The sequence below is a fragment of the Pelagibacterium sp. genome, assembly GCF_048264985.1.
In the GTDB taxonomy this organism is placed as follows: Bacteria; Pseudomonadota; Alphaproteobacteria; order Rhizobiales; family Devosiaceae; genus Pelagibacterium.
Genome location: NZ_JBLXCL010000013.1, coordinates 18,667 through 31,649 on the forward strand (window position 1 = coordinate 18,667; position 12,983 = coordinate 31,649).

The 12,983-nt window shown below is 55.4% G+C and carries 9 protein-coding genes; 5 read left to right on the top strand and 4 right to left on the bottom strand.

Annotated elements, in window-relative coordinates; all coding sequences use genetic code 11:
- On the top strand, positions 1–1,149 hold the full coding sequence (locus ACN0TA_RS17825; RefSeq protein ID WP_417585470.1) for a glycosyltransferase: 1,149 nt from the start codon (positions 1–3) through the stop codon (positions 1,147–1,149).
- 263 nt (positions 1,150–1,412) lie between these two features.
- Here ACN0TA_RS17825 and ACN0TA_RS17830 read toward each other — a convergent pair whose 3' ends face one another.
- From ACN0TA_RS17830 to ACN0TA_RS17840, 3 genes are all read right to left on the bottom strand, one after another.
- Positions 1,413–2,933 (bottom strand): lipopolysaccharide biosynthesis protein, encoded by a 1,521-nt coding sequence (locus ACN0TA_RS17830; protein WP_417585472.1) that lies wholly within the window; start codon positions 2,931–2,933, stop codon positions 1,413–1,415.
- A gap of 92 nt (positions 2,934–3,025) precedes the next feature.
- On the bottom strand, positions 3,026–3,970 hold the full coding sequence (locus ACN0TA_RS17835; protein ID WP_417585474.1) for a glycosyltransferase family 2 protein: 945 nt from the start codon (positions 3,968–3,970) through the stop codon (positions 3,026–3,028).
- 43 nt (positions 3,971–4,013) lie between these two features.
- A complete protein-coding gene (locus tag ACN0TA_RS17840) occupies positions 4,014–5,531 on the bottom strand; it encodes a hypothetical protein (RefSeq protein ID WP_417585476.1) in 1,518 nt (505 codons plus the stop codon).
- Between the two features lie 333 nt (positions 5,532–5,864).
- Here ACN0TA_RS17840 and ACN0TA_RS17845 point away from each other — a divergent pair, with 333 nt between their 5' ends.
- The 3 genes from ACN0TA_RS17845 (at position 5,865) to ACN0TA_RS17855 (ending at position 10,622) form a co-directional block, all read left to right on the top strand.
- Entirely contained in the window at positions 5,865–6,947 is a 1,083-nt protein-coding gene (locus ACN0TA_RS17845; RefSeq protein ID WP_417585478.1) for a glycosyltransferase family 4 protein, read from the top strand.
- A 155-nt stretch (positions 6,948–7,102) separates the two neighbouring features.
- Positions 7,103–7,903, top strand: a complete 801-nt coding sequence (locus tag ACN0TA_RS17850; protein ID WP_417585480.1) for a sulfotransferase family 2 domain-containing protein — start codon at positions 7,103–7,105, stop codon at positions 7,901–7,903.
- A 574-nt stretch (positions 7,904–8,477) separates the two neighbouring features.
- Positions 8,478–10,622, top strand: coding sequence for a polysaccharide biosynthesis tyrosine autokinase (locus ACN0TA_RS17855; protein WP_417585482.1), 2,145 nt, complete (start codon positions 8,478–8,480; stop codon positions 10,620–10,622).
- Positions 10,623–10,715: 93 nt separating this feature from the next.
- Here the strand turns inward: ACN0TA_RS17855 and ACN0TA_RS17860 are convergent, their stop codons facing one another.
- A complete protein-coding gene (locus ACN0TA_RS17860; RefSeq protein ID WP_417585484.1) occupies positions 10,716–10,979 on the bottom strand; it encodes a hypothetical protein in 264 nt (87 codons plus the stop codon).
- Between the two features lie 299 nt (positions 10,980–11,278).
- On the opposite strand from ACN0TA_RS17860, the gene ACN0TA_RS17865 reads away from it, so the two are divergent.
- On the top strand, positions 11,279–12,983 hold a 1,705-nt coding region (locus ACN0TA_RS17865), incomplete at its 3' end, for a YjbH domain-containing protein (protein ID WP_417585486.1).

Sequence of the window (12,983 nt, forward strand, 5' to 3'; positions counted from 1 at the left end):
ATGAAAATAGACCCAATTGAGAACATCCATACTGTCGGCGGCTCGGCAGCTCCCCCCCGCGTTGCAATCATTCATTACTGGCTTGTGGGGATGCGCGGCGGTGAGAAGGTGCTCGAGCATCTGTGCCGAATGTTTCCGCAAGCAGATATCTACACGCACGTGGCGGACCTCAACAGCCTTAGCTCGACACTGCGCAGGCATCGGATCATCGAAACCTCGGTGGCGCGGCTGCCCCTAGCAAGAAAGATCTATCCCTATTACCTGCCCTTCATGCCACGCGCCTTGGAAGCGATAGACCTGACTGGATATGATCTGGTGATTTCCAGCGAGGCGGGACCGGCCAAAGGCGTAGTGGTGCCTCCGGACGCCTTTCACCTCTGCTACGTACATTCTCCGATGCGGTATCTCTGGGACCAATACCACATCTACCGCAATGGCCTTGGTGCCCTTGGCCGCATTGCCATGTCCTTGATGGCGCCGAGCCTAAGGGTCTGGGACGTGACCAGCGCTGCGCGTGTCGATCACTTCCTGGCGAATTCGAACCATGTTGCCAAGCGGATCGAGAAATACTGGCGCAGGCAGGCAGAGGTCGTGTATCCGCCGGTGGATGTTTGGGAGTTCGAGGTGGCTCCGCCGGAGGAACTCGGGGACTATTACCTGATGGCGGGAGAGTTGGCCCCGTATAAGAGACCGGATCTCGCGATAGAAACTTTTGCAAAGCTGGGCAAGCCACTTGTGGTGATAGGCGGTCCTGACAAGGCGGTGCAAAGGTTGTCGGCCAACAGGCCGAGGAACATCACCTTTCTGGGCAAGGTGGATTTCCAAACGCTGAAACATCACATGGCCCGTTGCAAAGCTCTGATCTTTCCAGGCGAAGAAGACTTCGGCATCATTCCGGTTGAGGTGATGGCTTCGGGACGGCCTGTTCTGGCCTATGGGCGCGGCGGCGCATTGGACACGGTTGTTGATGGCCGGACCGGGCTGTTGTTCAAGGAGCAGTCAGTGGACAGCCTGATCGGCTGCGTTCAACGGTTCGAAACCCTGCCCCCGGAGCAGTTTGACCCCGCCGCGCTGCGGGCCCATGCGGAAGGGTTTGCACCCGATGCGTTCCACAGTGCGATCGAGAAAGCGTTGGCAACGCGTTTCTAAAAGGGCTCGCTGGATCGCGGGTCCTGAATTGAATTTGCAAGTATTTGGACAGATAAATGAATACTCATCACCTAGTGGTTAGGTTTATCTGAACAGGTTCCGGGCGTTTTCGAAGTGGTTTTCCGCCTCGGGTAAGCTGCTGCCATATGGGGTAGAAGCGGCATAAAGTAGACTTTATCGGGCGTTCGGCCATGTAAGTAATCGTCCATCATACGGGAACACCATCTCAAAAGGTGGAGCACTTCAGGGGAAAGACGAGGATCTCATTGTCCGGTCCGTCGTCTGATGGCATTCAAACGGTTGAGAACCAGCGCTTCGATCGCCGGCGGCCTGCCTTGCAGCCGCCACAGCAGGCATGTGCAGAGCACATGGCAGCCAAAGGCGAGACCGAAAACAGCCAGGGCCTGCCCCCCGATCAACCACCGCGGCGTGCTGTCCAGCGGCCCGATCATCACCGGGCGGAGGAGATAGAGCACTGCGCACATCAGCAGCAGCCCGCTGAAGGTTCTTACAAGGCTGCGCACCTGGTCTAATACAGGCAGGCCGATCAGCCTGCGGACGAACAGCATCGAAACGATGGCCATGATCAGGGCTGACCCTGCCTTGGCGGTCAGAACCCCCGGAATACCGCCAAGCCAAAGGCCGGCTATCACCGCCGGCAAGGCCACGGCGAGGTGGACGGCGGTTCGCATGGCCATCATGCGGGACTTGTGCATGGCCACCGCTAGCATGTTCAACGGCACGCTAGGCAGGCCGACCATGCTGGCCAGGGACAGGCCGAACAGGATCGCGGCCGCGCTCTGCCATTGCGATCCGAGCAGGATCTGCACAGTGGCCTCTGCCAGCACGGCCATGGCCAGCAGGATGGGTCCCATGACGTAGAGCACTGAATTGGAAAATTTCAGCCAGAGATCACAACGCCGCGCGTCCGTCCCGGCTTCGGAAAAGGAGGTCATCATCGGCCGCGTCAATGGTACTGAAATGGCCTGCTGGGGAATATCGTTCAAGTTCCGGCCGATTGCATATTGCCCGAAGAGGGCGCTTGGCAGCACTCGGCCCAGCAGCAGGGCGTCAATCTGCCAATTGAGGGTCTGCAAAATCTGCACAAGGGTATTCCAGCCAGCAACATCTGCGAAACTGTGCCAGTAGTTCAGGCTCAGAGCTGGTCGGTATGGGGCAACGGCATAGGTGTAGGCGAACAGGACAATGGTGGTCACTACCGTGCCGGCGACGAGTGCCCAGTAGCTTGCGGTTGCATAGGCGAGGCTGACGACAATCACGAAAGACACGAACTTCGACAGAATATCCGCATAGGCTTCGGGACGGAAATTATACTCCCGCATAAACTCCACCATGCGCGGGCTGACGGCGCCACGAAGGATCGGGGCAAATGACAGGATGATTAGCAGCCCCGGCAGTCGCGGCTCCCGAAAATAAGCCGCCAAGGGCCAGGCGATGGCGAGGATAGCACCAAAGAGGATCAGGCTACGCAGCATCACCAGCGTGAAGGCGGTGTCAAACACGGCCTTATCTGGTTTTTTGATCCTGAGGATCGGCTGCACAACCGGGAGCGCGGTCACGGCTTCTAGGATGAGAATGACACTCATCGCCTTGGCCACCAGGCCAAAATCTGCAGGGGTGAGCAACTGTGTCAGAACGACCAGCGACATCAGGTCGAAACATTTCGAGCCGATCTTGCCGACAATCGACCAGAGACTGGCCCGTGCCAACCTCGCACCCAACCCCACTTGAGGCGGCGAAACCTCTGGCTGTTGTAATGTCATGTCTGGTCGGCCCTTATACGCAATCTTGAAAGATAACACCGCTCATGTGACCGGTTGAGCGGGGCGGCCAGGCTGCTGTGTGACTGGCTGGCTCATAGGTCCAGGATTCTCCCGGGATGTGCTTTGCCGCACAACAGATCGAAGGTCGCAATCCAATTGCCGATTGCCCGACCCTTGCGATCGACCCAGGGCTCCGGGAAGAACAGCTTGACATGGTTGGCTAGAATGTTCCGGAGGATTTGCTTTCGCATAGTTGCCTTGTCTGCCGTTCCCTTGCGCCACAAGTAAACGGGGTTGCAGACTTGGCTGTAACCCAAGCGCTTTCCCGATGTCTCGCGGCCGCGTTTCTCGCCGCAATGAACTCCGGTAAAGGCATTTGTATAGGCCATCGGATGCTGAATCTGTCCGCCGAAATCGATGTCTTCCAGCCAGCCGTAGAGCGGTAGCGCCTCATCGAAACGGAGCCCCTGGATCATCGACAGCCGATAGGCCATGTTGCAGCCATAAAGAGCCTTCCGATAGGCAAGGATGTCGGTTCGAATCTCGGCCTGCATGCGGTCTGCTTTGGCAACTTTCTCTAGTGCGGCTTGCGGGGAGATCCCCGCGCCCAGAATCCCGTCCGCGAGAAGCACGCCTGTTGCTCCGGCGACCTCCTGGTGGTCGAGGAAGAAACGGCCGATGCCTTCTAGGGCGAAGGTCGAAGGCACAAAATCGTCGTCGTAGAAAATAACGATATCCGTATCGGCGGAAAGCCTCTCTAGACCCCTGTTCCTTTGAGCAGTCATGCCGCGGGGTCCCAGCACATATTTCACGTTGAGACCTGGGAGCTGTTCCTGAGGGGGCGCATCCACGTCCTTTTCGATAGACAGGATCACCTGGGACGGGAGAACGCTCTGCTGCGACAAGATCCGCAACAAGGTAGCAACATTACCCGGCCGTCCAATCGAGGCGATGATAACCGCAATTTTTAGAGAGGTTTGCCTTGAATGTGTGCGGTTTTTTGGCCTCTCCGAAGCACTGAAGTCGGGATGTGACATCTTAACCTTCTGAAAACTTTGCGGCCGTGTAAAATAGGCGATTTTATCTACTGTGTCCGCGAAACGGTACGATTTTTGATGGCTCTCTCATCCCGAAATTTCTCTCCCTATAGCTGGGGCAGGAGTACTTCTCAACGCGAAACCCAAGAGGCCAATAAGCCCTATTTAGCAGATTAGTTTTTGGCAGCGCCACAGACAACGCTAGCAAAATACCCCAGCGTAGGCCGCCCTCCACCCCGAAATCCGGCGTTGTGCCCACCAGCAACGCAACGCAAAAAGGTGGCCAGAACGACCATCTCATTGCGCGAACAAGTGCAGCATCCTGCAGGTCAGTATGCTGCGGCATCCGCCCCCAAAGCAACCTCGCGACAAATAGATAGTAGAGAATACAGCCAGGCGCGCCGAATGAGCCAAACTGGGTCGCAAGAATATTGGACCCCCTCACTGATCCTAGGCCTGTTCCGAGAAAGTAGCTGGATATCCCGGCTTCAAAAGCGGTGCGCGTCCAGAAGCTACGTTCGAGATAGGAACTCGTATCGACCTTTTCGAAGATCAGCATGTTGATCCGAGCGATCATAGGATCAAAGAATGAAGGTAGGAACAAAAAAAGGAGAGCTACTGCGCTCAGGATCGCCATCACTGCATAGGCGCCCTTGTGAAGAGATGCGACCTTTGCGGTGCCGGACAAGACATTGCGATGCAGCCATTCCAGCGCGGCAAACGCTAGGAATACACCCAATCCAACGTAGGCCGCCGAGGACGTCGATAATACGGTCATCACCACAAGCAAACAGCAAACTACAGAAGCCCGCCGCCGTAGATATGTCTGCGGAAAAGCCGGGATCATGAAGTAGAGAATAGATAGAAAAACTATGCAGAGCGAGCCGTAACTCGAGGCTTCCGGCATTAAGCCCACCACCCGCTTTGCGCCACCGCTGATTTCCACTTCAGTAAGAAAGGCATAGCTGGCGGTCCTGAAGGGATCTAGCAATGCCTTCAGCGGTAAAAACTTAGACAGCAGGTCCAAGACCCCAGTGCCCACGACAATCATGCTCCCAGTCAACCAAATGCGGGGAAATACTGCACGGACCTTAGACCTGCGAAACAGCTGAAAGATCGCGAGGACCATGGCGACCGATATGGTGAGGTAGAGCATTTGAGAAATATTCTGCTTAGTCGGGCGCAGAAGTTCAGCAGTCATGAAGCCACTGGGCCTCATGGGCACGACAACGATCTCTCCAGCAAAGAACCGCGGTGCGAACAGGGTGACGTAGATGGCATAGAGCCAGAACAGAAAGAGCAGCCCCAACGAACGATAGCTGAAAAGTGCTGTAACCAGTTCACGAGTGCCGTTGCGCCGCAAGAAAAACACCCGGACACAAAGCCATACCGCCGTCATGCTCGTCGGGAGTAGCGTCAAACCCGCTGTAAGGCCTGGCGGCACTACGGCCAAGGAGCCAAAAGGCAGGGACAGCACCAATAGCCACAGCAAGACCTGTCGCGGATCAAAGAGACCACGAAACGCAAATGTCCAATAGAATATAATAGGCAGCCCTGTCATGATCCTTCGGCGGAAAGTTTTTGTGGGGAGATCCGGTTTCCCCGTTTAACAAGGCCAAGTGCAGCCGCAAGTCAACGTTTGCAGCAAGGCCCTGCTTCATCGATCCCTCGCGGGTACGAACACAATGCCTTGCTGCATTCTATATCTACATATACCCTCCGAATCCGTCAAACACCGTATTCTTTTCTGTTACGTATCATCGCAGCTCACCTAGGCACAGCAATGTCGGCGCGGGGCGGCTACATCGTAAAGACAGTTCGCACTCTCCTAACGACCAGATATGAAAAAATATTTCACCTTGAAACATTCCTCAACGCGTCTTCGTAAACAAAAATGAAAAATTCCAGAAATTTTAATTTCTCTATAAATGGGCGGTTTCTTTCTGCAGGACCGACGGCCGTTCACCTGGTAGCCGAAGAGCTAACACGGGCGCTTTTGGGGAATCCCCATTACGATGATGGCATTTTGATCACCGCCAAGGACGCTCGAAAGGTTTCTGGGGTCCCTGAAGGAAAAGTGCGCCGTGTCGGCCGTAAGGGATCGATCCTTTGGGAGCAGCTATGCCTTCCGCGAGCCGCAAATGGACATAGGATCCTGAGCTTTTGTAACAAAACCACTCTTTTCTTTGAAAACACAGTAGCAATGATACATGACACTCAAGTTTTCAGCCACCCCAGCTCCTACTCCCTTGGAGCAAGGCAGTGGGGGAGGTTGCATGCAAAGGTTGCCTGTCGGCGACCAGTAGGCGCCTTTACAGTTTCTCAGCATGCCAAGGATGCGCTCATTCAAGAAACAAGTTGCGACGCAGAGCGTATCACGGTTGTCCATTGTGGGGTAGATCACGCACTGCGGGCGTTTCCTGACGAAAATATTCTCGATCGGCACCAGCTAGAACCGGGAAAGTTTGTGTTGGCTTTGTCAAATACTCAACCGCATAAGAACATCGCTCTTCTATTACGCGCTTTTACAAATCCATCATTGTCTGGAGTCAGACTAGTCCTCACAGGGGGGAGCAAACCAAGTGACTTTGAGGCGTTGGGGATCACGGTTCCTCCAAATGTCATCTTTCCAGGATATGTGAATGATCCTGAACTACGCGCTTTGCAGAGCAAGGCACTTGTTGCATGCACGCCATCCATCTCAGAAGGGTTTGGCTTGCCTCCACTCGAAGCAATGGCCCTAGGCACTCCTGCAATTGTCGCACCCAAAGCCTCACTTCCTGAGGTCTGCGGTGACGCAGCACTCTACGCTGATGCTGATAATCCGTCTGAATGGGTCTCTGCCATTATGTGCTTGATGAATGATCATGAATTGAGAGAGCGTCAAATTGAACATGGACTTCGTCATTCCCAGCGTTTCACATGGGAAAAAGCCAGCTCTATTGTAAGGTCCTCTTTAACGCCAGAGGCCGTGTGACCTTCATCGAAAGCCGGTGCGAAGCATGAGACGCCCTGAGATAATCTACGATGGCTGGATCAGAGACGGTCAAGCTGCTTACCTAGGACAGGATTTCGACTCGAACGCTCAAGCACATCAATGTCTTGTGCGGCGAAAGTAATGGTGTATCGACAATGACAATCTCTTCTCAGTTTCTACACCAAGGAAATAAGGCCATTGCTGTTCCGAAACCACATGACCTGTTGAAGGTGAAAGGCAAGCTGTTGTCGTTTTTGCCCAATAGCATTTTTCTGAACGCGCGGATGGCCTACCATCGCCATTCCCACAAGAGCGGTAAGAAGGTTTCTCCGTTCTATTTGTACTACTCCGAAAAAATTGTTTTTATTCATATCCCCAAGAACGCAGGCACATTCATCAACAGCATCGTCTATCCCAGCATGCCGCCGGAAACCTCGACAGAGATCAATGCACACCATTCCGTGCAGTACTTAAAAAAATTAGATCCAAAATCTTTTGCCTCTATGCGAAAATTTGCCATCCTGCGCCATCCGCTTGAACGCTTACACTCGGCTTTTAACTACCTCAAGTTCAAGACACCATTTTATCCCGATAAGAAATTCGCCGAAAATCACCTTGCGCACTTCCCTGACTTTGACACTTTCTGCAGCAAGTTAAGCGTTGAGGAATTCGAGGACCTACTGAACTGGCCACATTTCCAGCCACAAATCAGCTTTATCTGTGATGTAAAGGGCACGCTGTTGGTCGATGCGCTGACAACCTTTGAAGGGATGGATCAAGGGATGCCCAAGATCGGTACCCCTTGGGGCAAGACTTGGAGCGTCCGAACTAAGGTGTCGAGCGCGAATCTCGACAACAGAGCAGCCATGCAACTCGTCGAAGCGTATTACGCCCATGATCTACGCCTGTGGGAAAAAGTCCATGCTGAACCTGGCCACCAGTGCTTTGTGGCGTGACATCGCAATATGCTACCGCGCACAGAAGCTCTTGATCGATGAAAGACATGATCTCTGGCATTATACAAAATCTCTGGCATTATACAAAGCCGATACCAAAGGTGCGTTCGATCATGCGTTTTGGGGAAAGTCTCCGACTTCACCGTCCATCTCTTAATGCAGTATTCCTTCCAAATCGCTACGTTTTCCTTCTTTTAGTATGAGCAAAACTTCACGGGGCCTATACATGCATGCTCGTGTGCATGGGAAACACTCTTTGCAAGATCGATCCAGATGATGGTAACTTCGGACACGGATGCTTGTTCCTTCTGTGATGTCTGCATCAAACATCACCTTGGTGGATGTATCTATGCCAGTGACAACTCCTACCGAGCCTCCCGAAGTAAGACCTCACCGGCAACAATTAGCACCAAAGCCCAAAGCGCAGCTTTGAAAATTATTGCCAGAGCCGGTCTGGCCGAGTTTGGCCCCATCGGCAGTTGGCTCGCGGCCTTTCTTCCCGGCGCAGCTGCATGTATGTGATAATTGAGGCGTGCCGCTGGCGTGCGCCGGTCATTTTGATATTCGGGTATTCATGAAACGATCGCTTTCAAACGAATCTTCACTCCATGTGCATCACCCAGCTGCGGTGGAGGAGCCTGACGACGACATCATAGATCCTGCCGCCCTGCTTGCCACCCTGTGGCGCGGAAAATGGATAATTGCTCTGACCACTATGGCGGCAATTTTCATCGGCGGGATCTATGTTTTTGCAGTTGCTGTACCACTTTATACATCTACTGCCGTGGTAATGCTGGAGACCAAGCAGGAAAGCGTGGTGGATCTACAAAGTGTCGTCAGCGGGTTGACGGGCGAATTAGCTGAGGTCAATTCCGAACTGGAGGTGCTGCAGTCCCGCGGGCTGATGAGCAAGGTCGTTGATAAGCTGAACCTGATGGATGATCCGGAGTTCAACGGTAATTTAGGTGAGCCTTCCGCCATGAGGGCATTGATAAGGTCCGTGGAAACTGGGATCAAATCGTTGCTTGGCCTGCAACCTCCGCCGATAGAGATACCAGAAGAAATGCTCGAGCAGATGACCCGGGATAGTGTGGTATCTACCCTGCTAAGCAAGGTCTCGGTGCGCAGCGTGCCGCAGACGCTAGTGTTTCAGGTCACGGCTAAAACCGAATCCGCACGCAAATCGGCGCTGATCGCCGACACCATTGTCGATCTCTATATCCTCAATCAGATAGAGGTGAAATTCGACGCTACCGAGCAGGCGACCATCTGGCTGACCACCCGGGTGGCGGAGCTGAAAGCGGAGCTTGAAGCCGCCGAGGCCGAGGCCAGCGAATTCAACGCCAGTACCGCACTGATTTCACCCGAGGCGCTGCAGGCGCAGGAGGTGCAGCTGAAAGACCTGCGTGAGCGCATCACACTGGCCAAATCCGCCGCAGAGACCGCGCAGGCACGGTATGACAGGCTGAGCAGTGCAGAGACCCGCACCGCGCAGGCAGAAGCCAGCCAAGATCGGCAATTGCAACGGCTGCTCGCGCAGACGGATACAGGTGCGGGCGAAGCGGCCTTTGACGCCGCGTTTCAACGCCTTCTGGCGCGCGCCGCACTGGATGCCCAACGGGCGGGCCAGCAGGCGTTGACGCTTGTGCAGTCGGAAGTCGAGCTGTCCGACCAGCTGGCCCGGCAAGGTGAAGACCTGATCACCCTGCAGCAGCTCAGCCGCGAAGCAGAGGCCGTGCGGCTGCTATATGAGTATTTTTTGACTCGCCTCAAGGAAACCTCCGCACAGGAGGGCATCCAGAAAGCAGACAGCCGCCTGCTATCGAAGGCAGTCGTTCCAATGTCTCCGTCAGTACCGCGGAAGTCTCTGGTCATCGCAATGAGTGGGATCTTGGGACTGATGCTGGGGGCTGGCACCGTGCTGCTTTTGGAGGCGCGACGCCGAGGCTACCGTTCCGCTCAAGAGCTGGAGCGCAAGACCGGTTATAGCGTGCTGGGCCAGATCCCGATGTTTCCGGCGGGCGAACGCCGCAAGGTGCTAGAGTATCTCTCCGAGAAACCATCCTCAGCCACCGCAGAAGCTGTGCGTAACCTTCGCACTTCGCTGATGCTGTCCAATGTAGACCAGCCGCCGCAGGTGGTGGTGATAACCTCCTCGCTACCCGGTGAAGGCAAGACCACAAATACGCTGGCGTTGGCACAAAACTTTGTCGGCATCGGCAAGAAAGTTCTACTGATTGAGGGCGATATCCGCCGTCGAACCCTAACAGCGCAACTTCAGGATGTGCCGTCGCATGGCATTGTCGCGGTTCTGGCGGGAGATTTTCCGACGAAGCAGGCGGTTTTCCGGGAACCGCTTTTGGGCTGCGATGTGCTGGCGGGGGAACAAACTTCGGCCAATGCGGCAGATCTCTTTGCCTCGGAGCGGTTCAGGAATTTCTTGGCAGAGATGCGACAGACCTATGACGTGATCCTGATCGACACACCACCTGTGCTAGCCGTCGCGGATGCCCGGCTAATTGCCCGCAATGCGGATGCGGTGCTTCTGGCGGTGAAATGGGATGACACCGCAGAGCAGGACGTGGCAGAATCCCTGCGGCTGTTCCACACCGACAGCCAGCACCTGACCGGGATGATTTTAAGCCAGATCAACACCCGCAGGATGAAGCAATACGGCTACCAATACGGCGATTACAGCTCGAAATACTACGTTAGCTGAGGCGCTGTTCCAAATAACACACTGCAGAAACGGCGCACCACAACGAAAATGCGCCGTTATTTATTCACAACTGAAGCGCAGGCCCGGATCGAATTAGTTGGTGCTGACAGTGCTGGTGGTGGAGGGATTCGAGCCCCCGCCAGCCGCAGCTGCTAGTCCGGCCGCCGCGGCGGCTGCACCCAACGCCGGGGCAATCAAAGGGACAAAACCAGTCACGCCTTCCGCTTCCGCCAGGCATTCATCCTTGTTTGCGTTATTGATGTCTTCGCAATCAACCTGCTCGGTTACAGGGGCTGCGGTCTGGGCACAGACGCTAGTTGCGGACAGTGCCAGCGCCAAGAGGGTGATCCTGATCATCGTTAATCTCCTAAACCTATTCGCCGCCAGTTTATCATGCCGGTTCTGCCCTGAGAATGCTGCGCTGCTGCAAAAGCAACACAAACCTTCTTTTTCTATCGGGCTGCGTCTGGGAATCCCCGCCTAGCCGCAAAAAGTTGCAGCAGGGTCACCGAGCGCGCGAATAAACAGGCAGATTCGCCACATAAGAGAGACAATCCGTGTCATTTCCCCCAACAGCGGGACAGCCATTCGGAAAAACGCTATGGGAGGGAGAGCAAAAGTGATTTTAAAACGTTATGAGACACCGGATATTCCAAGTGCGGCATGTAATTTCGGCAGCGTTAATGCTGGCCATCCCTGTGCAGGTAGCAGCCCAAACGACATCGAATTACGGCACTCCAGGGCTGATCGAAACCCCGACCGCCGAGATGTATCCCGATGGCATCTTGGCCTTTACCAGCGGCGGGCTGGATCAGACGTTGCGTGCCACCATGACCTTTCAGATGCTACCTTGGGTTCATGGCAGCTTCCGATATGCGGTGATCGAGGATTTTGATGGCGCAGTCGGCAACCGCTACGATCGCAGTTTTGATCTTCACTTCCTGCTGCGCGAGGAGGGCCGTCGGTCGCCGTCTCTAGCCTTGGGCCTGCGCGACTTTGGCGGTACCGGTATATATGCTTCAGAATATCTGGTCGCCACCAAAACTTTCCGGGAGCGGCTGAAGCTCTCCGGCGGCATCGGCTGGGGGCGGATCGCTGGGCGCGGCAGTTTCTCCAACCCACTGGGGCTACTGTCAGACCGTTTCAAAACCAGGCCTGACGCAAGCGCGGGCGGCATTGCGACCACCGGACAGCTGGATTTCGGCAACTGGTTCCGCGGCGATGCGGCGCTGTTTGGTGGCGCTAGCTGGAAGTACAATGATCATCTGACCCTGCTCGTGGAGTATTCGCCGGATCTCTATACTGAGGAGCGAAGTCGCATCGGCTTCGAGGCCGCATCCCCGCTCAATTTCGGCGCTCAGTACCGGTTCAAGAATGGCGCACAGCTGACCGCCTCTTACATGTACGGCACCACTCTCGGGCTCAACTACAGCTATTTCCTCGACCCGCGCCAAAGCGTGGCGCCGGGCGGGCAGGGGGCAGCACCGCCGCCGTTGCTACCTGTTGATCGCGTGGCGCTGGCTAGTTGGAATATGCCAGAAGACGCAGCCGCGCCCGCCCGCCGCCAGCAGGTTCTGACCCGCAACCTAGAACAGGAAGGACTGCGGCTGGTCTATCTCGATGAGGCAGGTGATACCCTGCGCATCGGGGTGGAAAATAGCCGCTACGGTCAAGCCGCCCAAGCTATCGGCCGCACAGCGAGGGTGCTCGCCAATACCCAGCCGGAACAGGTACAGGAATTTGACATTGCACTGATGGCCAACGGGGTACCGCTCAGCGTAGTGCGGATAGCCCGCAATGACCTTTATGAGCTGGAGCACGACCCGGATGGCGCCTGGCGCAGCTTTGCTCGCGCTGAGGTCTCCGATAGTATCGCCCTGATCAAGGGCAGCTTTACCGATGCCGCCTATCCACACTTCAGTTACCGCTTCGGCCCCTATCAGCAGGCGTCGTTTTTCGACCCGGACGCTCCCTTCCGCTATGAGATCGGCGCCCAGCTAGGACTGGACTTCACGGCCAGGCCTGGGCTGACGCTGTCAGCAGGACTGCGTCAGCCCTTTGCCGGGAACCTCGATGAAAGCCAACGCCTATCCAACTCGGTGATCCAAAGGGTGCGGTCGGATTGGGCGCTGTATGCGCAGCAGTCGGATCTTAGGATAGAACATCTGACTGCCGAATACATCTGGCGGCCCGGCAAAAACCTCTATGCCCGCACCACGCTTGGTTACCTAGAAACCATGTACGGCGGCCTCTCGGCTGAGCTCTTGTGGTTCCCGGAAAACAATCGCCTGGCCCTAGGGGCGGAGATGAACTATGTGCGTCAGCGCGATTTCGACGTGCAGTTCGGCTTTCAGGATTATA

Coding starts and splice junctions, on each gene's coding strand:
- ACN0TA_RS17825 (WP_417585470.1), top strand. CDS start 1: ATGAAAATAGACCCAATTGAGAACATCCATACTGTCGGCGGCTCGGCA.
- ACN0TA_RS17830 (WP_417585472.1), bottom strand. CDS start 2,933: ATGACATTACAACAGCCAGAGGTTTCGCCGCCTCAAGTGGGGTTGGGT.
- ACN0TA_RS17835 (WP_417585474.1), bottom strand. CDS start 3,970: ATGTCACATCCCGACTTCAGTGCTTCGGAGAGGCCAAAAAACCGCACA.
- ACN0TA_RS17840 (WP_417585476.1), bottom strand. CDS start 5,531: ATGACAGGGCTGCCTATTATATTCTATTGGACATTTGCGTTTCGTGGT.
- ACN0TA_RS17845 (WP_417585478.1), top strand. CDS start 5,865: ATGAAAAATTCCAGAAATTTTAATTTCTCTATAAATGGGCGGTTTCTT.
- ACN0TA_RS17850 (WP_417585480.1), top strand. CDS start 7,103: ATGACAATCTCTTCTCAGTTTCTACACCAAGGAAATAAGGCCATTGCT.
- ACN0TA_RS17855 (WP_417585482.1), top strand. CDS start 8,478: ATGAAACGATCGCTTTCAAACGAATCTTCACTCCATGTGCATCACCCA.
- ACN0TA_RS17860 (WP_417585484.1), bottom strand. CDS start 10,979: ATGATCAGGATCACCCTCTTGGCGCTGGCACTGTCCGCAACTAGCGTC.